The following is a 22,093-nucleotide window of genomic DNA, read 5'->3' on the forward strand; positions in this document are numbered from 1 at the left end:
ACAAAGAAGAGGCGGGAAACGCTGTAGGACCAGCGCTTCGAACACCCCCGAGGTGAGCCCTCGGGGGTGTCTGAATCAGGCCGGTTGGGCCTGGGAGGACAGCGGTTGCAGCGGTAGCAACGGCGCGTGCGGGTCGGCCTTGATCGAATCACGCCAAGCGGCGAGCCACTCGGCATGTCCTTCGCTCCAGACCTGCTCGTGCAGGCGGGCAAGGGCCACCGGATCACTGAGCAACGCCAGACGCTCACCGTTGTTGAGGCCGGCCGGGCCGACTTTCAACGCGTGACGAACACGTTCGATACGCAGGTACTCGATAGGCTCAGCCTCACGGTGACGCGAGGTCGCCAGGGCGCAGGCCAGGGCGTTCTGCTGAGGATCAACCACCGAACGCACGAACCCGTCATTGAGGGCGTGCCAACGGTTTTCATGGGTGTACTTCTCCGTCGACAGCAGGGCTTGCGGCGGGTTGTACTCCTCAGGAATCAGAAACAGGCTCTCGTCACGGGACTTGAGGCCCAGCTTGACACGGCTGGAGATCACCGACACCGGGATCGACAGCATCAGCGAACCCACGATCGGCACCAGCCACCACAGGAAGCTTGGGTTCAGCCACACCACCAGCAGCGCCCACAGGAAGCCCAGCACGGTTTGCGGACCGTGCCGCTTGACCGCTTCACTCCACGGCGTGGAATCGTCGTCACGCTGTGGCGAGTTCCAGGTCGCGGCCCAGCCGAGGAACGCGGCAAGAACGAAACGGGTGTGGAAGATCATGCGCACAGGCGCCAGCAGCATTGAAAACAGCATCTCCAGCAGCATCGACAAGGTCACCTTGAACTTGCCACCGAACTCTTTCGCGCCCTTGGCCCAGATCAGGATGATGCTCAGCAACTTAGGCAGGAACAGCAACACGATGGTGGTGGAGAACAGCGCCACCGCCTTGTCCGGATGCCATTGCGGCCACAGCGGGTACAGCTGGCGGGGAGCCATGAAGTACTGCGGCTCCATCAGCGTGTTCACCGCCAGCAAGGCTGTGGACAACACCAGGAACAGAAACCACAACGGTGCCGACAGGTAGGACATCACGCCGGTCAGGAACACCGCGCGGTGCACCGGGTGCATGCCTTTAACCAGGAACAGGCGGAAGTTCATCAGGTTACCGTGGCACCAGCGACGGTCACGCTTGAGTTCGTCCAGCAGGTTCGGCGGCAGTTCTTCGTAGCTGCCAGGCAGGTCGTAGGCAATCCACACGCCCCAGCCGGCACGGCGCATCAGCGCAGCTTCAACGAAGTCGTGGGACAGGATGGAGCCGGCGAACGCGCCTTTACCCGGCAACGGCGCCAGGGCGCAGTGCTCGATGAACGGCTTCATGCGGATGATCGCGTTGTGACCCCAGTAGTGGGATTCGCCCAACTGCCAGAAGTGCAGGCCGGCGGTAAACAGCGGGCCGTACACACGAGTGGCGAATTGCTGCATGCGCGCATACAGGGTGTCCATGCCCGACGCACGGGGCGCGGTCTGGATAATCCCGGCATCCGGCGTGGCTTCCATCAAGCGCACCAGGCTGGTCAGGCATTCGCCGCTCATCACGGAGTCGGCGTCGAGCACGACCATGTACTTATAGTCACCGCCCCAGCGACGGCAGAAGTCGTCGAGGTTGCCGCTCTTGCGCTTTACGCGACGGCGACGGCGGCGATAGAAGATCTTGCCGAAACCACCGGCCTCGCGGCACACGTCGAGCCAGGCTTGCTGTTCGGCGATGCAGATGTCGGCGTCATTACTGTCGCTGAGCACGAAAAAGTCGAAGCGGTCCAGGTCACCGGTAGCGGCCACAGACTCAAACGTCGCACGCAAACCGGCGAATACACGCGGCACGTCTTCGTTGCAAATCGGCATCACCAGCGCGGTACGGGCGTCTTTCGGAATCGGCTCGTCGCCGGCACTTTTACCGGAGATACGATATTTATCGTGTCCGGTAAGCAGTTCCAGAAAGCCCATCAAGGCGGTCCAGAAACCGGCCGACACCCAGCAGAACAAGATCCCGAACATGATCAGGATGCTGGTTTGCAGCGCGTAAGGCAGTACCTGAGTAGCGGTTTGCAGCAGGGTCTGGTTGCGGATCTCGTCGAAGTCAACCAGCGACCAGCCCTGGTACGGCATGATGCCTTTCATGTACCAGCCAGCAACGATGGTCTGGCCAAGCATCAGCACCAGCAAGATGTAGCGACGGATCGAACCCACGGTACGCCAGCGCGCGGCCGGCAATACGCGCTCATCTTTCGGCGGTGCCGGCGGATTGCTGCGGCCGGTGAGGCGGCGCCAGCCGCGCACCAGGATATTGGTACGCCAAGGCTCCGGCACCACACGGGTGCGCCGAATCGGTGGCGTGGCCTTGAGGCACACGCGACCGCTGGCGTCGAGCGCCAGCATTTCGGCGTCTTGCAGCTCCTCGGCGGTGCTAAGGGTCAAGCGGCGGCCAACCGACGCCTGGGCGGCGTCGACGGGCGCGTCAAAGGTTGCGGACGACAAACGCTCGTGCAACTCGGTGAAGGATGTGCAGCCCGCCAGTTCGGCGCGCTGCTCAGCGGTCATCGGGAGATGCGCCAGATACTCGGACAGAGTTTCTGGCTGGACTTGAGAATTACTCATCGGCAGGCAACTGATAGCTCCAGGTTTCGGTCAGGACTTGCTCGGTCTTGATCGGCTCCGGTGTGGCTGGGGCAGCTTCTGGCTGCTTGGCTTCCTTGTCTTTCGCGTCTTTCTTGGCCTGTTTCTCGTGTTGCTTGGCCAGGACCTTGTCAGCCTTGAGCACCTGGGTCGAAACCTTCTCCGGCTCTGGCTGCGGGATATCCTGAACCAGGGCAGCACGCATTTCGGTCGGTTTGCCTGCGTCTTTGATCTTCATGCGCAGGGTCAAACGCCAGCCTTTGGTGTGTTCGTTGTAACGCACGCTGTTTTCTACCACTTCAGCGTTGTCACCCACGCTCACCTGGCTGCGCACCGGGGCGTCCGGCGGGAGTTTCTTCAGGGACGGGCCTTCAAAGTCCACCAGGTAGGCGACGCTGCCATCAGGCTGACGGATCAGGTTGGACTGTTTCACATCACCCGTGGAACGCAGGGTCTGCTTGACCCAAGCGCTGTCCGGCGAGTGGAAAGCGGCGTCGTCCAGAGTCCAGTGCAGGCGGTAGGCGACTTCCAGCGGCTCGCCGACTTTCGGCAGTACAGCCGGGCTCCAGAAGGCAACGATGTTGTCGTTGGTTTCGTCGGCGGTCGGGATCTCGACCAGATCGACGGAACCCTTGCCCCAATCACCTTCAGGCTCGATCCAGGCGCTTGGGCGCTTGTCGTAGTTGTCGTCCAGGTCTTCGTAGTGGCTGAAGTTGCGGCCGCGTTGCAGCAGGCCGAAACCACGCGGGTTCTCTACGGTGAAGTTGCTGACCGACAGGTGTTTAGGATTGTTCAGTGGGCGCCAGATCCACTCACCGTTACCGGCATGGATCGACAGACCGCTGGAGTCGTGCAGTTCGCGACGGTAGTTGAGCACCTTGGACGGCTGGTTTGCGCCGAACAGGAACATGCTCGTCAGCGGTGCAACGCCCAACTTGCTGACGTTGTCGCGCAGGAACATCTGGGATTTCACATCGACAACGGTGTCGGTGCCCGGACGCAGGATCAGGCGATAGGCGCCGGTCGCACGAGGGGAATCGAGCAGGGCAAAGATCACCAGGTGCTTGTCACCCGGTTTTGGACGTTCGATCCAAAACTCGGTAAAACGCGGGAACTCTTCACCAGACGGCAACGCAGTATCGATCGCCATGCCACGGGCGGACAGGCCATACACCTGGTCCTTGCCGACGACACGGAAATAGCTCGCGCCGAGCATGGTCATGATTTCGTCTTGCTTGTCGCTCTTGTTGATCGGGAACAAGACACGGAAACCGGCATAACCCAGTTGTTCGGTTGCTTTCGGATCAAACTTCACATCGCCGAAATCGAAACGCGACGGGTCGTATTTGATTTCCTGCACGCTGTCAGCGGTGACTTCGTTGATTTTCACCGGTGTATCGAAATGCATACCCTGGTGATAGAAGGACAGCTTGAACGGGGTGTTCTGATCGGCCCATTCGGCTTTTTCGTTGCGGAAACGAATCTTCTGGTAGTCCGCGAACTTCATTTCGCGAAATTCGTTCGGCAGATTGCTGCGCGGAGCTTCGTATTTCTGCCCAGCCAGCTCTTTTGCCTTGGCCGACACATCATCCAGACTGAATGCCCACAGCTGACCCGCGCCGAACAGGCAAAACAGGGCTGAGCCCGTTACCAGTGCGTTTCGTAACCGTTTGGCAGACAATTTTGGTGCATTACAGGGACTAACAATCACGAGCAACCCTCGCCGAAAACAGATCAAAAAACCAACGGCCAGCTATCTATATGCCAGGTTGGCGAGCATTGTTCCGACTCCCCTGGGTCAAAATGATTCCCCAATGGATGTCGGACAAGTCTCTACCTAAATCAAAAATGGACCAAACAACGCTGATCCCCGTAGCGCGCGATTATCTAGTAGCCCGCGAGACAACGCATCAGGGGCAGCGAAGTATTTGTAGCGAAATCCTGCGTTTTTAGGCATTAAAAGTCGTTTTTAATACATTCAGGTCTGTAACAGAAAGGTCACAGGGCCATCATTGACCAAATGCACCTGCATATCGGCACCAAAACGCCCCGACGCCACCTTGCCATGCAATTGTTGCGCTTGTACCAGCAGGTGATCAAAAAGCGCCGCTCCCAGGGCCGGCGGGGCCGCTGTGGAGAAGCTTGGCCGCAGCCCGCTCTTGGTATCCGCCGCCAACGTAAACTGCGACACCAGCAGCAAACCACCGCCGATGTCCTTGAGCGACAGGTTCATCTTGCCCTCGTCGTCGCTGAACACACGGTAGTTGAGCAATTTGTGCAGCAACTTATCGGCGCTCTCCGGCGTATCTGAAGGCTCAACGGCCACCAGTACCAGCAATCCCTGGTCGATGGCACCGACGACTTCACCCTCGACCTCGACACGGGCGCCACACACCCGTTGCAACAGGCCCTTCATGCTTCTTCTGGCGGTAGATCAAGCAGGCGCCGTGCCATCTCACCGGTCGCGCGCACCAATGCATCGGTAATGCCGGGCTCGGACGCCGCATGGCCCGCCTCGCGGATCACCTGCAGTTCGCTGTTCGGCCAAGCCTGATGCAGCTCCCACGCGTTATCCAGCGGACAGATCATATCGTAGCGGCCGTGGATGATTACGCCAGGCAGATGGGCGATCTTGTGCATATCGCGAATCAGCTGGTTGGGTTCCAGAAAGGAATTATTGGTGAAGTAGTGGCATTCAATCCGCGCGATGGACAGGGCGCGCTGCGGCTCGGAAAAACGCTCCACATGCTGTGGGCTTGGGCACAGGCCCAGCATGCGACCTTCCCAGCCGGACCAGGCTTTGGCCGCGTGCATCTGGGCGATCTGGTCGTTACCGGTCAGGCGCTTATGGTAGGCGGCAATCATATCGTGACGCTCGTCCGCAGGAATCGGCGCTAGGTAGTCCTGCCAGTAATCCGGGAACAAGCGGCTGGCGCCGGTTTGGTAAAACCATTCGATGTCCTGCGGTCGGGCCAGGAAAATGCCGCGCACGATCAGGCCATGCACACGCTCAGGGTGGGTTTGCGCGTAGGCCAGAGCCAGGGTCGAGCCCCAAGAGCCGCCGAACAACACCCATTTGTCGATGCCCAGGTGCTCGCGGATACGCTCAAGGTCGGCGACCAAGTCCCAGGTGGTGTTGTTTTCCAGACTGGCGCGGGGCGTGGAGCGCCCGCAACCACGCTGGTCGAAGGTGACAATGCGGTACAGATTAGGATCGAAATAGCAGCGACTCTGGGCGTCGCAACCGGAACCAGGGCCCCCGTGGATAAAGACGACAGGCAAGCCTTCGGGGGAGCCACTTTCATCGACATACAGGGTGTGGGTGTCATCGACTGCCAGATCGTGCCGGGCGTAGGGTTTGATCTGCGGGTACCAAGTCTGCATTGCGCGCTCCGTAGGGGGTCGGGTTCATCCCTGAGGGGACGTCTTTTATTTTGCCGTCTGGCACTATAAACCCGAATTGTGCAATGAGCATGTCCTTGAGCGCTTAGACCTGTGTCAGCCCTTCGCCCCGCAGGTAATTCAGCAGATAGTCGAACAATTGGTCCACCTCCGCCACTTGGCCTCGTGCGCGCAAACAGCCATGGACCAGGCCCTTTCCCGGATAAAGCACCGTGGTCACGCCCGCCGCTTGCAGTCGCTCGGCATACAACATGCCGTCGTCGCGCAACGGGTCGAATTGGGCGACGGCGATCAATGCCTTGGGCAATCCACAGTAATCCTGGGCCAGCAGCGGCATGGCATAGGGTGAATCCTTGCCCGATCCGCGCAGGTAAAGCGCCAGGTAGTGCTCCGCATCAGCGGTGCTGAGCAAGGGTGCGGCCATGCAATCTCGGCGCGAGGGTAAGTCAGCCGTGCCACCAAGGCCGGGGTAAATCAACACTTGGGCGCGGGGCAACGGTTCACGGGCGTCGCGCAGCCCCAGGCACAGCGCAGCGGCCAGATTGCCACCGGCACTGTCACCCATCACGACAATACGTTGCAGGTTAATGGCGTGCGGCCCCTCCCCCGACTGGATCGCCCGCCACACGGCGCGGCAATCTTGATAGGCCGCGGGGAACGGGTGTTCCGGGGCAAGGCGGTAGTCGATGGCGATCACCAAAACGTTCAACGCACTGGCCAATTCGAAGCAAATAAAGTCGTGGGAATCCAGGCCGCCGACTACCCATCCGCCGCCGTGCATATAAAGGAGGCAGGGCCAACCATCGGCCGGTGGGGCTGACGGGGGGAGGTAGCTGCGCACGCCAACGCCTGCGAGGGGAAAGTCAGACACCTGCAAGCCGTCCGGCATGGGTGGGGTGAACGCTTGGCACATGCGCTCGTAGCTCTGGCGTATGCCGGCCAGCGATGGATCGTCGCCGGTGAAGGAAGCGGTCTTTTCGACGAAGGCGGCAAGCCGTGGGGAAATTGGGTACATGCACAATGATCTCTAGCACAGCAGGTTCAAGGAGGAAGGGACTGCATTTGGCTTAGGGTTTGAGGCTTGCCAGCACTGCCGCCACGCCATCGCGGCCATCAAACGCTGTAACACCTGCCAGCCAGCGCTGCAAATCCTGCGGATGGTCGCGCAACCACTGTTTAGCCACGTCCTGGGGCGACTGGCGCGCCATGATCGGCACCATCAACTGGCTCTCTTGGGCAGCGGTGAAGGTGAGGTTTTCCAAGAGTCGATGGACATTTGGGCAGCGTTCGGCAAAGTCCGGCGCCGTCACGGTGGAGACGGTAGCGCGGCCTTCGTCGAGACCGAATACGTCTTCGCTGCCGGTGAGGTAGGTCATTTTCATATTGAGGTTCATCGGGTTCGGGGTCCAACCGACAAACACCACGAACTCCTTGCGATTTACAGCGCGCTGCACCGCCGCCAACATCCCCGCCTCACCGGAGGCCACCAGTTTGAAGCCGCCGAGGCCGAAGCGGTTGGTGTCGACCATTTTCTGAATATCAGTATTGGCACCGCTGCCGGGCTCGATACCGTAGAGTTTGCCACCCAGTTGGTTCTTGAATCGGGCAATGTCGGAGAAGGTCCTCAACCCGGCATCGGCCACGTATTGCGGCACGGCCAGGGTAGCTTGGGCGTCGGCGAGGCTCGGCGTGTCGAGCACCTTGACCTGTTTGGCCGCCAGGAAGGGGGCGATGTTGTTGTCCATCGCCGGTTTCCAGTAGCCAAGAAAGATATCCAGGCGCTTATCGCGGATGCCGGCAAAGATAATCTGCTGCACCGCACTGGTCTGTTTGCTGTCGTAGCCCAAACCGTTGAGCAGCACGTCAGCCATGCCGGAGGTGGCGACCACATCGGTCCAACTGACCACGCCCATTCGGATGGACTTGCAGGAGGCCGGCTCGGCCGCCATGGCTTGCGCACTGAGCAGTACGGCGCCGGTGAGGGTCAACAGATAGCGGTTGAATAGTCGTTTCATGAAAGCGGTCTCACTCGGCAGTTTTTATTGTGGGGAGTGGCATCTGATGCGCCGTATCCACAACCTTACCCAGCAAGACCTCGATAAACACGACCGGGTGCGACCGGCAGTTGCACTGTGTCGACTGTCAGTCGTCATCGGCTCGGACCGTTGCGTGATAAATGAGCGGTTCGAACACTGCCCTCTACGGTGCTCTGGAACCACGCCAATGAATAGTTAATCGCTCTTAATTCAAAAGCTGATAACCACCCACGCTGAAATGACTACTTCACCTAAAAAACTGTCATATATAACAGTAGAGCAACTCTCAGGGGCGTCTTTACTGTTTACGGAAAGACACTGACTTTCCGGAGAGCAATAATGACCACGCCAACGTACCCGAGCAATAAACCCATAACTGAGATCTTTGAAGCAACAGTGCAATACGCAAACGAGAAAGACATTTTTCTCGCCAATAAAATCAACATCGCGCTGATCAAAGATAATTCAGGTAGCAGCTGCTGGATGATAGCGGCATTTCAGGACATCTCCGAAACAAACAAGAAACCTCATGAAATACGCGCGATACACATTTACCTGCCCAGATATCAGCTACACGGTAGGGTCGAGATGTTCCCAGCTCTTCCCCCTGAGGCGCCGATTATAAACAGTGCAAGCTATTTTAGAATTGTGAACATTGACTATGAGAAGAAAAAGTCAGACGAACTCATCTACCTGGGTAAAACAGGGGTGATCAAATACGAATGGAGTAATGACTTTAAATCCATTGAGGGCAACATTGACCTCAACACACTCGATGAGAACAAAGCCCCCATTAATATCAATGGCCACTTTTACCTTTCAAACAGCGGACAACACTCCATCTGATAGCTGAAAAATACAGGTGCGCGTTCTGAGCAGGAAATCGCATCTGTATTTTTTCATTTAATAGTGCCCACGTCCCCAGACCAAAAAACCTTCCAGCAACTGCTTCAACACCACCCGCGTCCGCTCAGCCAAATCCGCGCGATAACGGAACGGCTCGAACTCCTCCATATAAGTGCTCTGGCACAACTCCAACTGCACCGCATGAATATCCTGCGCCGGGTCGCCGTAATGCCGGGTGATATGGCCGCCCTTGAAGCGCCCGTTCAGCACATGGGTGTACTGCGGATGGGCGGCGCAGATGGCTTCCAGCTGGCTGGCCAGTTCGGGATCGCAGGCGGCCCCGTTAAAGGTGCCGAGGTTGAAGTCCGGCAGTTTGCCGTCGAACAGGTGCGGGATCACAGAGCGGATCGAGTGTGCGTCGAACAGCAGCGCGTAGCCGAACTCGGCCTTGAGCCGCGCCAGTTCCTCTTGCAGCGCGCGGTGATACGGGCCCCAGATCTTTTGCAGGTAAGTGGCGCGTTCTGCCTCGCTGGGCTCCAGGCCTTCACGAAACAGCGGCACACCCTCAAATAGCGTGGCCGGGTACAAGCCGGTGGTGGCGCCGGCGTACAGCGGCTTGTCGTCGGACGGCCGGTTGAGGTCGATGACAAAGCGCGAGTACTCCGCCGAGAGCGTGCTGGCGCCGAGCTCTTCGGCAAAGTCATACAGCGTGGGGATATGCCAATCGGTGTCCGGCAGGCTTTGCGCCTCGGGGATCAACCCGGCCTCGACCGCAGGTGTCAAACGCACGCCGGCGTGGGGCATGCTGATCAGCAGCGGGGTGCGGCCTTGTTTGAAATTCAGAACCTTATCCACAACAGCACTCCTTAAACAGTGACATCGACGCCATGGCGCACGACGCGTTTATCCAGCTCGCCGCCCAGCCAGTAGGCGAGGTCGGCGGGACGATCAATCTGCCACGCTACAAAATCCGCCACTTTGCCCACTTCCAGTGAGCCATGGGTAGCGCCCATGCCCAATGCGGTGGCCGCATGTTGCGTGACGCCGGCCAGGGCCTCTTCCGGGGTCATGCGGAACAGAGTGCAGGCCATGTTGAGCATCAGGCGCACCGACAGTGCCGGCGAGGTGCCGGGGTTGAGGTCACTGGCGATGGCGATTTTCACGCCGTGTTTGCGCAGCGCCTCCATCGGTGGCAACTGGGTTTCGCGCAGGAAGTAGAACGCCCCTGGCAGCAGCACGGCGACGGTGCCGGATGCAGCCATGGCAATGGCGTCTTCTTCGGTCATGAATTCCAGGTGGTCCGCCGACAACGCGCGATAACGCGCCGCCAGGCTGGAGCCGTGCAACGACGAGAGTTGCTCGGCGTGCAGTTTTACCGGCAGGCCCAACTGCTGGGCGACCTTGAACACGCGCTCCACTTGCTCAGTGGAAAACGCCAGGTATTCGCAGAAGGCATCCACGGCGTCCACCAGCCCTTCGGCCGCCAGGGCCGGTAGCATCTCGCTGCAGATATGCTCGATGTAGTCGTCGGCGCGGTCCTTGTACTCCGGCGGTAACGCATGGGCCGCCAGGCAGGTGGCGCGCACGCTGACCGGCAGCTCATCGCCGAGACGCCGGGCCACGCGCAACATCTTGCGTTCGTTGGCCAGGTCCAGGCCGTAGCCGGATTTGATCTCCACTGTGGTCACGCCGTCGCGCAGCAGACTGCGCAGGCGCTTGCGGGCGCTGTCGAACAGTTCATCCTCGCTGGCGGCGCGGGTGGCGCGCACGGTGCTGGCGATACCACCGCCCTTGGCCGCGATCTCGGCATAGCTAACGCCCTCAAGGCGCTGCTCGAATTCGCCACTGCGATTGCCACCAAACACCGTGTGGGTGTGGCAGTCGATCAGCCCCGGAGTGACCCACGCGCCTTGCAGGTCATGCACCTGGGCGTAGTCCGCCGTCGGCACTTGGCTGCGCGGGCCGATCCACTCGATGAGTGAGCCGGCAGTGACCATGGCAGCATCCTCGATGATCGAGTAGTTACCTTGAGCCATGGTTGCAACGTGGCAGTGTTGCCAAAGGGTTTTCATCAACGCCTCCCTAAGTTATCGATGAGACACAGCCGGGTCGTATTGGACGTTGGCCGTTTGCCCGGCGGCGGGTTTGACCCACAGCAGGTAGGCAACGACCAGCAGCACGATCCACACGGCGCCGACCAGCAAGGCCGCCTGGGTGTCCGGGAAGTAACCCAGCACACCAAACACAAACAGCATGAATACGATGGCCGCCGCCGGCGCATAGGGCCAGAACGGCACCGGGAATTTCAGCTCAGCGACCTGTTCTTTAGTCATCGAGCGACGCATGGCGACCTGGGTGAACAGAATCATCAGCCATACCCACACGGTGGCGAAGGTGGCAATCGAGGCAATCACCAGGAACACGTTTTCCGGGATCAGGTAGTTGAGCAGCACGCCGCCGAGCAGCGCTGCCCCCATCACCACCACGGTCATCCATGGCACGCCCTGTTTGGACAACTGGGCAAAACCCTTGGGCGCCTGCCCTTGTTGAGCGAGGCCGTACATCATGCGCCCGGCACCGAAGATGTCACTGTTGATCGCCGAGACTGCCGCCGAGATCACCACAATATTGAGAATGGTCGCCGCCGAGCCTATGCCGAGGTTACTGAATATCTGCACGAACGGGCTGCCCTGGCTGCCGATCTGGGGCCATGGGTAGATAGCCATCAGCACAAACAGGGTCAGCACGTAGAACAATAGGATGCGCAGCGGCACGGCGTTGATCGCCTTGGGAATTACGCGCTGCGGGTCTTTGGCTTCGCCAGCGGTGATGCCGATGATTTCGATACCGCCGAAGGCGAACATCACCACCGCGAACGAGGCGATCAGGCCGCCAACACCGTTAGGCATAAAGCCGCCGTGGGCCCACAGGTTGCTCAGGCCGCTGGCCTGGGTCTCGCCCGCCGAATGGATACCGAACAGCATGATGCCGAAGCCGCCGAGGATCATCGCGACAATCGCGCCGACCTTGAGCAGCGACAGCCAGAACTCCATCTCGCCAAACACTTTGACGTTGCACAGGTTCAGGCCGCCGATCAGAAACACAATGCCGAGCACCCAGACCCAGCGCGCGACGTCGGGAAACCAGAAGCCCATATAGATGCCGAACGCGGTGACGTCGGCGAGGCAGACGATGATCATTTCAAACGCGTAGGTCCAGCCGAGAATAAACCCGGCCATGGGGCCCAGATAGGTGCTGGCGTACTGGCCGAAGGAACCGGACACCGGGTTGTGCACTGCCATTTCACCGAGGGCGCGCATCACCATGAAAACCGCGGCGCCGCCGATCAGGTAGGCCAGCAGCACGGCAGGGCCGGCCATCTGGATAGCCGAGGCGGAGCCGTAGAACAGCCCGGTGCCGATGGCCGACCCCAGTGCCATGAAGCGAATATGTCGGGCACTGAGGCCACGTTTCAAACCCTTTTCTTGCTGGTGCATTTCTCGTCCTTAATTATTTTTATCCTGAGAAAATTAAAAGCCGCGCTCATGACAACTGCTTTTTTTGTGGTGAGCGGGCTTGCCCCGCGCTGGGGTGCGAAGCAGCCCCAAATCCGGCTACCGCATTTCACTTGGAGAAATGCGGTGACTGTAGGAGGGGCTGCTACGCAGCCCAGCGCGGGGCAAGCTCGCTCACTACAGAGAGCGAGTGGCGCTTACAGGCTCGGCAGCAACTTCGCCGGCACCAGGTCATTCAGGCAGCGGCTGGCGAGCAGTTCGCTGGCGGCGATGATGTCCGGGGCGAAGAAGCGATCCTTGTCGTAGAACCCCACTTTGGCGCGCAGGACGCCACGGGCTTTTTCCAGTTTCGGCGAGGTTTTCAGGCCTTCGCGCAAGTCCAGGCCCTGGCACGCGGCCAGCCATTCCACGGCGAGGATGCCACGGGTGTTCTCGGCCATTTCCCACAGGCGCTTGCCGGCAGCAGGTGCCATCGACACATGGTCTTCCTGGTTGGCTGAAGTCGGAATGCTGTCGACACTGTGGGGATGGGCCAGCGCCTTGTTCTCGCTGGCGAGCGCGGCGGCGGTCACTTGAGCGATCATGAAACCGGAGTTCACCCCGCCATTGCCCACCAGGAACGGCGGCAATTGCGACATGTGTTTGTCCATCATCAACGAGATACGACGCTCACTGAGGGAACCGATTTCGGCGATGGCCAGCGCCATGTTGTCAGCGGCCATGGCCACTGGTTCGGCGTGGAAGTTACCGCCGGAAATCACATCGCCTTCGGCGGCGAACACCAGCGGGTTATCCGATACGGCGTTGGCTTCGACCACCAGCACTTCAGCGGCCTGGCGGAACTGGGTCAGGCACGCGCCCATGACCTGAGGCTGGCAGCGCAGGGAGTACGGGTCTTGCACTTTGTCGCAGTTCTGGTGCGACTGGGAGACCTCGCTGCTTTCGCCGAGCAGGTCGCGGTAAGCGGCAGCCGAATCGATTTGCCCACGCTGGCCGCGTGCGGCATGAATACGCGCGTCGAACGGCGAGCGCGAGCCCAACACTGCTTCGACGGTAAGGCCACCACAGGCCAGGGCGCCAGCGAACAGGTCTTCGCCTTCGAACAGGCCGCGCAGGGCATAAGCGGTGGACACCTGGGTACCGTTGAGCAACGCCAGGCCTTCTTTAGCCGCGAGGGTCAGGGGCGTGAGGCCGGCGACTTTCAGCGCGTCAGTCGCTTCCAGCCATTCACCTTTGTAGCGCGCCTTGCCTTCGCCCAGCAGCACCAGGGACATATGGGCCAGCGGCGCCAAGTCACCGGACGCACCGACCGAGCCTTTCAACGGAATATGCGGGTAAACCTCGGCGTTGATCAGCGCGATCAGCGCGTCGATCACTTGCCGACGAATCCCGGAGAACCCACGGCTCAGGCTATTGACCTTGAGCACCATGACCAGCCGCACCAGCGCATCGCTGATCGGCTCACCGACGCCGGCGGCATGGGACAGCACCAGGGAACGCTGGAGGTTTTCCAGGTCTTCGCTGGCGATACGGGTCGAGGCCAGCAGGCCGAAACCGGTGTTGATGCCGTAGGCAGTGCGGTTCTCAGCGAGAATCTGCTCCACGCAGGCAACGCTGGCTTCGATCTGGGCTGAAGCGCTGTCATCCAGACTGAGGGTCACCGGCTGCTGGTAGATGGCCCGCAGTTGGGCAAGGCTCAGTTGGCCTGGAATCAGATTTAACGCAGTCACATTCATACTCCTTGTGAATTGTTCTTTCGAATATTTCTGTTGAATAAGGGTTCAGTGCACATTGGGTAATGCGGTGTCTTTGAGCAGCTTGGCGGCAGCTGCAATGTCCGGCGCCAGCCAGCGGTCCTGCTCGTATGCGGGGACCACTTCACGTAACAATCGCCAAGCGCGGTCGGTACCCGCGCCGAAACGCTGGGCCTTCAAAAACTCAAAGGCCTGGGCCGCCAGCAAGTACTCGATGGCAAGAATCTGGGTGACGTTGGCCAGCAGTTGATGCAGCTTCAGCGCGGCATTGGTGCCCATGCTCAAGTGGTCTTCCTGCAGCCCCGAGGTGACGAAATTATCGAGCACCGCCGGTTGCGCCAGCTGGCGGTTTTGCCCGCACAGTGATGCGGCGACGTATTGCACGATCATCATTCCGGAGTTGACCCCTGGATTGCTCACCAGGAACGCCGGCAAGCCACTGACGTGCGGGTTGATCAAACGGTCCAGGCGGCGTTCGGCAACTGAGCCGATTTCGGCCATGGCGATGGCGAGCATATCGGCGGCCAGGGCGACGGACTGGCCGTGCGGATTGGCCTGGGACACTACGCGGTACTCGTCCGGCGTGCCAAGCACCAACGGGTTGTCAGTGGCGCTGTTGAGTTCAGTCTCGATCTGGCGGGTGGCGTGCTCCACCTGGTCGCGCACCGCGCCGTGGATCTGCGGGATCGAGCGGATGCTCAGGGCGTCCTGGGTGCGGAGGCCTTTGCTGCTGGCGATCACTTCACTGCCATCGAGCAAGGCACGCAGGTTGACGCCAACGTGCTGCATGCCGGGGTGTGGCTTGAGGGCGATGATTTCTTCATCAAAGGCGTCGATCTGGCCACGCTGGGCTTCGAAACTCATGGCGCCGATCACGTCGGCCCACTGCAGCAAGTGATGGGCGTCGGCCAAGGCCAGGCAGCTCAAACCGGTCATGCACGGCGTGCCGTTGACCAGGCACAGGCCGTCTTTGGCGCCGAGTACCACGGGCTGCAAACCTTCTGCCTGCAAGGCTTCCTGCGCCGTCACGATCTGGCCGCGATAACTCACCGTACCGACACCCAACAAAGCGACACCGACGTGGGCCATGTGAGTCAGGTAACCCACCGAACCTTGGGACGGCACCTGTGGCGTGATGCCGTGGTTAAGCAGCGCCAGCAACGAACGTACGACCTGCGGATGCAGGCCGGATTTTCCGTGACTGTAATTGATGACCGCGGCGCAGATAATCGCCCGGGTCTGCTCATCGCTCAGTACCGGGCCGACGCCACAGGCGTGACTCAACAGGGTATTGCGCGACAGCTGGCTGAGTTGCTCGCCCGCAAGCGACACGTTGCACAGCGCGCCCAGGCCGGTGTTCACGCCATACGCGCGTTCGCCGCTGGTGACGATGCGCTGCACGATGGCTTGGGCATTGTCGATGCGGGCCCAGGCTTGGCCCGAGAGTTCCAGCACCGCGCCGTGGCGGGCCACGGCGACCACGTCCTGCCAGCGCAGGGGGATGTCGGCGATGATGATTTTTGCTGCCTGGGACATGGTTGACCTCTTCATATTCTCTACCGCTTTGCCGGCCTCATCGGGGGCAAGCCCCCTCCCACATGTTGAACGGTGAACATCTTCAAAGGTGGGAGGGGGCTTGCTCCCGATAGGGCCAGCAGCCTCACCACAGAATCTGGATCAGACCACCGCCGCCCGCCGCTGAACAAACCGGTCCACATACTCATCCGCCGGGGAATGGAGGATCTCCCGAGGTGTGCCGACCTGGATCAACTTGCCGTCCTTGAGGATCGCAATGCGATTACCAATGCGCACGGCCTCGTCGAGGTCGTGGGTGATGAAGACGATGGTCTTGTGCAGGGTCTTTTGCAGCTCCAGCAATTGGTCCTGCATCTCGGCGCGAATCAACGGGTCAAGGGCGCTGAAGGCTTCGTCCATCAGGATGATGTCCGTGTCGGCAGCCAACGCACGGGCCAGGCCGACGCGCTGGCGCATGCCGCCGGAGAGCTGGTGCGGGTATTTGTTTTCGTAGCCTTTGAGGCCCACGGTTTCGATCCAGTGCAGCGCGCGTTCGGCGCACACCTGCTTAGTTTCGCCACGCACCTTGAGGCCGTAAGCGACGTTGTCGAGCACGCTCTTGTGGGGCAACAGACCGAAGCTCTGGAACACCATGCTGATCTTGTGCCGACGGAATTGGCGCAGGGCGTCCATGTCCAGTTGCAGGATGTCTTCGCCGTCCACAAGGATCGCGCCGCTGGTGGGATCGATCAGGCGATTGAAGTGACGCACCAATGTGGATTTACCGGAACCCGACAGGCCCATGATCACGAAGATCTCACCAGTACCGATGCTCAGGGACAGGTCGTTGACGCCGACCACGCAACCGGTCTCGGCCAACACTTGGTCCTTGGTCTTGCCCTGCCCGATCATCGCCAGCGCTTCCTTGGAACGCGCGCCAAAGATCTTGAAGACGTTTCTGACTTCGATTTTGCTGACAGTCGTCATTTGCTCGCCTCATGCCGTGGGCGGCCATAGGCCTGGGTAATGCGGTCGATGACCACTGCAAGAATCACGATCGCCAGCCCGGCTTCAAGGCCACGGCCAACGTTGAGGGTCTGGATGCCGACGAGCACGTCTTCACCCAAGCCACGGGCGCCGATCATCGAGGCGATCACCACCATCGACAACGCCATCATGGTGGTCTGGTTGATGCCGGCCATGATGCTCGGCAGCGCCAACGGCAGTTGCACGCCAAACAGTTGCTGCCAGCGGTTGGCACCGAAGGCGTTGATGGCCTCCATAACTTCGCCATCCACTTGGCGGATGCCCAAATCGGTGAGGCGAATCAGCGGCGGCGCGGCATAGATCACCGTGGCAAAAATCGCCGGCACCTTGCCCAGGCCGAACAGCATCAGCACCGGGATCAGGTACACGAAGCTGGGCATGGTTTGCATGATGTCGAGCAGCGGCATCAACACCGAACGCAGGCGATTACTGCGCGCCGAGAGGATGCCCAACGGAATGCCGATCAACACCGAAATCACCGTGGCAACCATCATCAAGGCCAGGGTCTGCATCAGCTTGTCCCATAGGCCAACCGCGCCTACCAAGAACAGCAAACCGACGATCACCGCCGTAGTGACTACTTTGCGGGTAGCGTGCCAGGCCACGCCGCCGACGATGGCCAGCATCAGCCACCAAGGGGCGGCGCGCAGCAGGCCTTCCAGGTTGACGATGGCCCACAGCAGCGTGTCGGAGATCTGCCGGAACACATCGCCGTAGTTGGTAACCAGTGAATCCACCCAACCGTTAACCCAGTCGGCAATGGAAAACGTAAAACTCTCAGGAAACATAGCGTGCTCTCGATCCAATGGGTTGTGGCCGGGCGCCCGGCCACCCCTCAGGGTAGCCGTGCACACTTGACCTACAAGGCCGCGTCGATTTTCTTGGCTGCGTCTTCGCTCACCCAGGCGTGCCAGACTTCAGGATGTTCCTTGAGGAAGATCTTCGCCAGTTTCGGCGACTCAATGCGCTCCTTGGCCATGCGTCCCAGGTTCTGGTTCAGCAGGTCGATGGGCAGGTTGACCTTTTCCAGCACGGCCACCAGTTCAGGGGCTTGTTCGTGGAAGGTCTTGGACAGGCCGACCTTGATGGTCACGGTTTTATCCACACCGGGTTTTTCTTCAAGCTTGACCAGGTCGACCTGACCCATCAGCGGCGTCGGCGACCAGTAGTAGAACAGGATCGGCTCGCCACGCTTGTAGCTCGACAGCACCGCCGCATCCAGCGCCGGGCCGGTGCCAGGGCGGAAGTTGGTGTAGGTGCTTTCCAGGCCGTAGCTTTTCAGCATTTCGCTGTTGTCCAGCTCGCAGGTCCAGCCGGCCGGGCAGTTGTAGAAGCGGCCCTTGGATGGTTCTTCCTGGTCCTTGAACACCGAGGCGTACTTGGCCAGGTCGGCGATGGTTTTCAGGTCCGGCGCCTTGGCTTCCAGCTTGCGCTTGGCGTCGCCTTCGATCACGTAGCGCGGCACGTACCAGCCTTCGATTGCGCCCACCACTGGCGCACCAACGCCGACGACTTTGCCGGCCTTCTCAGCCTTGTTCCAGACTTCGCTGCGGCCGACCCATTCTTCGGCGAACACTTGGATGTCGTTACTGCTCAGGGCGTTTTCCATGGTGATGGAGTTGCCCGGCAGGCTGTCGGTTTTGCAGTCGTAGCCTTTTTCCAGCACGGTTTGCAGGATGTCGGTGAGCAACATGCCGCTTTCCCAGTTCAGCCCGGCGAATTTCACCGGTTTACCGGACTCGCACCAACCGGCCGCCTGGGCGCCAGCGCTGGCCAGCAAGCCTGCAGAGAACAACGTGGTCAGCAGGGTCTTATGCATTTTCATTGTGTGACGCTCCCAATCATGAAATGGATTACGGCAGTCAAAAGGCGTCCTGCCTTGTCCACGTCCTGTCAGGCCCGCGCCGCAGCGCGACTGGCCCCGCTTTTTTTAGTGGGTACAACACTGTCCTGCTCGATCGGCAGAATCAGTTGATCGGGCACGCTGCCGTGCCATTTTTTCGCACACAGGTAATACAGGGCGGCGGGCAGCACCAGGCCGATGATCCAGGAGATATCCACACCCCCAAGCGCGCTCACCAGCGGACCGGTGTAGAACTTGGTAGCGATGAACGGCATCTGCACCAACACCCCGAAGACATAGACGCTGATACCCAGAGGGTTCCAACGACCGTACCGCCCGTTTGGATCGGCCAGCGCCGGCACGTCATAGCGCTCGCGGGTGATGAAGTAGTAGTCCACTAGGTTGATCGCGCTCCAGGGCGTGAAGAACGCCAGCAGGAACAGAATGAAAGACTTGAACGCACCGAGGAACGAATGCTGGCCGAGCAATGCGATCAGGGTCGCCGTACCGACGATAAGCAGCACGAACACCAGACGCTGCAGACGCGTCACCTCCAGGCGACCACGAAAGCCGCTGATGATGGTCGCGATGCACATGAAGCTGCCGTAGGAGTTCAGTGTGGAGATGGTGACCTTGCCGAACGCGATGCTGAAATACAGCAGCGCAGCGGTGGCGCCCGTACCACTCAAACCAACGATGTAGGCCACTTCATGACCGGCGAATTGCCCGTTGGCCATGGCGGCGGCGAACACGCCGAGAATCATCGCCACTTGTGCGCCAATCACTGAACCGGCGCCCGCAGCGAGAAAGGTTTTCACCGACGACGTGCTGCTCGGCAAGTAGCGCGAGTAGTCCGCCACATACGGCCCAAACGCGATCTGCCAGGAGGCGGCGAGGGACACCGCGAGCAAGAAACTGCTCCAGCTGAAATGGCGGATTTGCAGCAATGCGCCAATGTCAGCTTGGCCCATCAGGCGACTGAACAGGTAAACGAAGGCAATCACACCAATGACGCTGGCAACGCGCCCTATGAAGTGGATCACCCGATAACCAAGCACCGTGACCAGCACAATGACGCTGGCGAAGATCAGGATACCGACGCTGCTGCTGACACCAAACAACTGGCCCAGCGCCTGGCCGGAAAGCACCGTACCGGTTGCGGTGAAACCCAGGTACATCAGGCACACCAAGACGATCGGAATGGCCGCGCCATATACGCCGAACTGCACGCGGCTGGAGATCATCTGCGGCAAGCCGAGCTTGGGCCCTTGCGCCGCATGCAACGCCATGACGCCGCCGCCGATCAGTTGACCGATCAACAGACCGATCAACGACCAGAACACATCACCGCCCAGCACCACGGCCAAGGCCCCGGTGACAATGGCCGTAATTTGCAGGTTGGCACCCAGCCACAGGGTGAATTGGCTCAATAGACGACCGTGTCTTTCCGCTTCCGGGATGTAGTCGATCGAACGTTTCTCGATCAACGGGGTGGTGCTTGCACGCGCGTCATTTGCAGCCATGGGTGTTCAACCTCTGATGGATTGTTTTGGGGGTCGCAGCCGCTCAACTGTGGGAGGGGGCTTGCTCCCGATAGCAGTGGGTCAGTCACCAGACCTATTGGCTGATACACCGCCATCGGGAGCAAGCCCCGCCCCACATGGGTTACTTGATCATTGGAAGATTGAGACCCTGCTCTTTGGCGCAATCGATCGCGATCTGGTAACCCGCATCGGCGTGACGCATCACCCCTGTCGCTGGGTCGTTGTGCAGCACACGGGCAATCCGCTCGGCCGCTTCGTCGGTGCCGTCGCAGACGATCACCATGCCGGAGTGCTGGGAGAAGCCCATGCCGACGCCGCCACCGTGGTGCAGCGAGACCCACGTCGCACCGCTGGCGGTGTTGAGCAAGGCATTGAGCAGCGGCCAGTCAGATACGGCGTCGGAACCGTCCTGCATGGATTCTGTTTCGCGGTTCGGGCTTGCTACCGAGCCGGAGTCGAGGTGGTCACGACCAATCACCACCGGCGCCGACAGCTCGCCGCTGCGCACCATTTCGTTGAATGCCAGGCCGAGCTTGGCGCGCTGGCCCAGACCGACCCAGCAGATACGCGCTGGCAGGCCCTGGAAGCTGATGCGTTCGCGAGCCATGTCCAACCAGTTGTGCAGGTGGGCGTCGTCGGGGATCAGCTCTTTGACTTTGGCGTCGGTCTTGTAGATATCTTGCGGGTCGCCCGAGAGCGCAGCCCAACGGAACGGGCCGATGCCACGGCAGAACAGTGGACGGATGTACGCCGGAACGAAACCTGGGAAGTCGAAAGCGTTTTCCACGCCTTCTTCCTGTGCCATTTGGCGGATGTTGTTGCCGTAGTCGAAGGTCGGGATGCCTTGCTTCTGGAATTCCAGCATGGCTTTGACGTGGACTGCCATGGACTGCTTGGCGGCCTTGATCACGGCAGCCGGCTCGGTCTTGGCGCGGGCGCGGTATTCGTCCCAGGTCCAGCCGGCGGGCAGGTAGCCATTGAGCGGGTCATGGGCACTGGTCTGGTCGGTGACCATGTCCGGGCGCACACCGCGCTTGACCAGTTCCGGCAGGATCTCGGCCGCGTTACCCAGCAGCGCGATGGAAATGGCTTTGCCTTCTTTCGTGTATTTGGCGATACGGGCCAACGCGTCGTCGAGGTCGGTGGCTTGCTCATCGACATAACGGCTGGCCAGGCGGAAATCGATGCTGACCTGCTGGCACTCGATGTTCAGCGAGCACGCGCCGGCCAATGTCGCGGCCAGAGGCTGTGCGCCGCCCATGCCGCCGAGACCGGCGGTGAGGACCCAACGGCCTTTCAAATTGCTGTCGTAATGCTGGCGACCGGCTTCAACGAAGGTTTCGTAAGTACCTTGGACGATGCCCTGGCTGCCGATGTAGATCCAGCTGCCGGCAGTCATCTGGCCGTACATAGCCAGGCCCTTGGCATCCAGTTCGTTGAAGTGTTCCCAACTGGCCCAGTGCGGAACCAGGTTGGAGTTGGCGATCAACACGCGCGGGGCGTTGCTATGGGTCTTGAACACGCCGACCGGTTTGCCGGATTGCACCAGCAGGGTTTCGTCGTCGTTCAGATTGGTGAGGCTCTCGACGATCTGGTCGTAGCACTCCCAATTACGTGCGGCGCGGCCAATGCCGCCGTACACCACCAACTCTTTCGGGTTCTCGGCCACTTGCGGGTCGAGGTTGTTCATCAGCATGCGCAGCGGTGCTTCAGTCAGCCAGCTTTTGGCGGTGAGCTTGTTACCGCGGGCGGCGCGGATTTCGACGTCACGGTATTTTGTAGGCTTGGTCACTGCTAGGACTCCTCGGCGATCGATGCGCGAACATGGATGGTGCGAAGGAGAGTCTTACGCACACATCTTTACTTGTATGTACAAGCATATGCAATCAAGCGGCCAACTTTCTAAGTGAGGTGTTTGGATTTTTTT

17 protein-coding genes are annotated in these 22,093 nt (G+C 60.3%); 1 reads left to right on the plus strand and 16 read right to left on the minus strand.

From position 1 onward, the window contains the following. Positions 1-75: 75 nt before the first annotated feature. From mdoH to choX, 6 genes are all read right to left on the minus strand, one after another. On the minus strand, positions 76-2,646 hold the full coding sequence (gene mdoH / locus ACVWXD_RS22825; protein ID WP_032890196.1) for a glucans biosynthesis glucosyltransferase MdoH: 2,571 nt from the start codon (positions 2,644-2,646) through the stop codon (positions 76-78). After that, on the minus strand, positions 2,639-4,375 hold the full coding sequence (locus tag ACVWXD_RS22830; protein WP_311736264.1) for a glucan biosynthesis protein G: 1,737 nt from the start codon (positions 4,373-4,375) through the stop codon (positions 2,639-2,641). Before ACVWXD_RS22830 ends, mdoH begins: the two co-directional genes overlap by 8 nt. Positions 4,376-4,642: 267 nt before the next feature. After that, positions 4,643-5,080, minus strand: a complete 438-nt coding sequence (gene dtd, locus ACVWXD_RS22835) for a D-aminoacyl-tRNA deacylase (RefSeq protein ID WP_099602003.1) — start codon at positions 5,078-5,080, stop codon at positions 4,643-4,645. Beyond that, positions 5,077-6,048: a prolyl aminopeptidase gene (gene pip, locus ACVWXD_RS22840; RefSeq protein WP_032890191.1), complete on the minus strand. Its 972-nt coding sequence runs from the start codon at positions 6,046-6,048 to the stop codon at positions 5,077-5,079. The genes dtd and pip overlap by 4 nt, the downstream gene beginning before the upstream one ends. Before the next feature lie 103 nt (positions 6,049-6,151). After that, positions 6,152-7,081: an alpha/beta hydrolase gene (locus ACVWXD_RS22845; protein ID WP_179179640.1), complete on the minus strand. Its 930-nt coding sequence runs from the start codon at positions 7,079-7,081 to the stop codon at positions 6,152-6,154. A gap of 52 nt (positions 7,082-7,133) precedes the next feature. After that, positions 7,134-8,081 (minus strand): choline ABC transporter substrate-binding protein, encoded by a 948-nt coding sequence (gene choX, locus ACVWXD_RS22850; RefSeq protein WP_457371340.1) that lies wholly within the window; start codon positions 8,079-8,081, stop codon positions 7,134-7,136. Between the two features lie 360 nt (positions 8,082-8,441). On the opposite strand from choX, the gene ACVWXD_RS22855 reads away from it, so the two are divergent. Then, positions 8,442-8,948 carry a hypothetical protein gene (locus tag ACVWXD_RS22855; protein ID WP_122764244.1) on the plus strand — a complete coding sequence of 169 codons (507 nt, stop codon included), beginning with the start codon at positions 8,442-8,444 and terminating at the stop codon, positions 8,946-8,948. A gap of 57 nt (positions 8,949-9,005) precedes the next feature. On the opposite strand, the gene hutG is transcribed toward ACVWXD_RS22855, so the two are convergent. The 10 genes from hutG to hutU form a co-directional block, all read right to left on the minus strand. Continuing rightward, on the minus strand, positions 9,006-9,803 hold the full coding sequence (hutG, locus tag ACVWXD_RS22860) for an N-formylglutamate deformylase (RefSeq protein ID WP_457371341.1): 798 nt from the start codon (positions 9,801-9,803) through the stop codon (positions 9,006-9,008). A gap of 11 nt (positions 9,804-9,814) precedes the next feature. Then, entirely contained in the window at positions 9,815-11,020 is a 1,206-nt protein-coding gene (gene hutI / locus ACVWXD_RS22865; RefSeq protein WP_122753820.1) for an imidazolonepropionase, read from the minus strand. 15 nt (positions 11,021-11,035) lie between these two features. Next, positions 11,036-12,445 (minus strand): amino acid permease, encoded by a 1,410-nt coding sequence (locus ACVWXD_RS22870; protein ID WP_032890178.1) that lies wholly within the window; start codon positions 12,443-12,445, stop codon positions 11,036-11,038. A gap of 215 nt (positions 12,446-12,660) precedes the next feature. Beyond that, positions 12,661-14,199, minus strand: coding sequence for a histidine ammonia-lyase (gene hutH, locus ACVWXD_RS22875; RefSeq protein ID WP_095186143.1), 1,539 nt, complete (start codon positions 14,197-14,199; stop codon positions 12,661-12,663). A gap of 45 nt (positions 14,200-14,244) precedes the next feature. Further along, on the minus strand, positions 14,245-15,753 hold the full coding sequence (gene hutH / locus ACVWXD_RS22880; RefSeq protein ID WP_457371342.1) for a histidine ammonia-lyase: 1,509 nt from the start codon (positions 15,751-15,753) through the stop codon (positions 14,245-14,247). Between the two features lie 141 nt (positions 15,754-15,894). Then, positions 15,895-16,719: a quaternary amine ABC transporter ATP-binding protein gene (locus ACVWXD_RS22885; protein ID WP_050442867.1), complete on the minus strand. Its 825-nt coding sequence runs from the start codon at positions 16,717-16,719 to the stop codon at positions 15,895-15,897. After that, the gene (locus ACVWXD_RS22890; RefSeq protein WP_032890174.1) at positions 16,716-17,567 is read right to left on the minus strand and encodes an ABC transporter permease; all 852 of its coding nucleotides are present in this window, start codon (positions 17,565-17,567) and stop codon (positions 16,716-16,718) included. The genes ACVWXD_RS22885 and ACVWXD_RS22890 overlap by 4 nt, the downstream gene beginning before the upstream one ends. A gap of 71 nt (positions 17,568-17,638) precedes the next feature. Continuing rightward, positions 17,639-18,604 carry an ABC transporter substrate-binding protein gene (locus ACVWXD_RS22895; protein ID WP_032890172.1) on the minus strand — a complete coding sequence of 322 codons (966 nt, stop codon included), beginning with the start codon at positions 18,602-18,604 and terminating at the stop codon, positions 17,639-17,641. A 68-nt stretch (positions 18,605-18,672) separates the two neighbouring features. After that, positions 18,673-20,145 carry a purine-cytosine permease family protein gene (locus ACVWXD_RS22900; RefSeq protein WP_095186145.1) on the minus strand — a complete coding sequence of 491 codons (1,473 nt, stop codon included), beginning with the start codon at positions 20,143-20,145 and terminating at the stop codon, positions 18,673-18,675. Between the two features lie 142 nt (positions 20,146-20,287). After that, the gene (gene hutU / locus ACVWXD_RS22905) at positions 20,288-21,958 is read right to left on the minus strand and encodes a urocanate hydratase (RefSeq protein WP_032890167.1); all 1,671 of its coding nucleotides are present in this window, start codon (positions 21,956-21,958) and stop codon (positions 20,288-20,290) included. Positions 21,959-22,093 lie beyond the last annotated feature (135 nt).

This window comes from Pseudomonas sp. TE3911, from assembly GCF_054062775.1.

Bases quoted from the DNA above. Each gene is read 5' to 3' on its own strand.
- ACVWXD_RS22895 (WP_032890172.1), bottom strand. From the start codon at position 18,604: ATGAAAATGCATAAGACCCTGCTGACCACGTTGTTCTCTGCAGGCTTG.
- ACVWXD_RS22855 (WP_122764244.1), top strand. From the start codon at position 8,442: ATGACCACGCCAACGTACCCGAGCAATAAACCCATAACTGAGATCTTT.
- ACVWXD_RS22890 (WP_032890174.1), bottom strand. From the start codon at position 17,567: ATGTTTCCTGAGAGTTTTACGTTTTCCATTGCCGACTGGGTTAACGGT.
- pip (WP_032890191.1), bottom strand. From the start codon at position 6,048: ATGCAGACTTGGTACCCGCAGATCAAACCCTACGCCCGGCACGATCTG.
- choX (WP_457371340.1), bottom strand. From the start codon at position 8,081: ATGAAACGACTATTCAACCGCTATCTGTTGACCCTCACCGGCGCCGTA.
- mdoH (WP_032890196.1), bottom strand. From the start codon at position 2,646: ATGAGTAATTCTCAAGTCCAGCCAGAAACTCTGTCCGAGTATCTGGCG.
- ACVWXD_RS22885 (WP_050442867.1), bottom strand. From the start codon at position 16,719: ATGACGACTGTCAGCAAAATCGAAGTCAGAAACGTCTTCAAGATCTTT.
- hutH (WP_457371342.1), bottom strand. From the start codon at position 15,753: ATGTCCCAGGCAGCAAAAATCATCATCGCCGACATCCCCCTGCGCTGG.
- ACVWXD_RS22900 (WP_095186145.1), bottom strand. From the start codon at position 20,145: ATGGCTGCAAATGACGCGCGTGCAAGCACCACCCCGTTGATCGAGAAA.
- hutH (WP_095186143.1), bottom strand. From the start codon at position 14,199: ATGAATGTGACTGCGTTAAATCTGATTCCAGGCCAACTGAGCCTTGCC.
- hutI (WP_122753820.1), bottom strand. From the start codon at position 11,020: ATGAAAACCCTTTGGCAACACTGCCACGTTGCAACCATGGCTCAAGGT.
- ACVWXD_RS22845 (WP_179179640.1), bottom strand. From the start codon at position 7,081: ATGTACCCAATTTCCCCACGGCTTGCCGCCTTCGTCGAAAAGACCGCT.
- ACVWXD_RS22870 (WP_032890178.1), bottom strand. From the start codon at position 12,445: ATGCACCAGCAAGAAAAGGGTTTGAAACGTGGCCTCAGTGCCCGACAT.
- dtd (WP_099602003.1), bottom strand. From the start codon at position 5,080: ATGAAGGGCCTGTTGCAACGGGTGTGTGGCGCCCGTGTCGAGGTCGAG.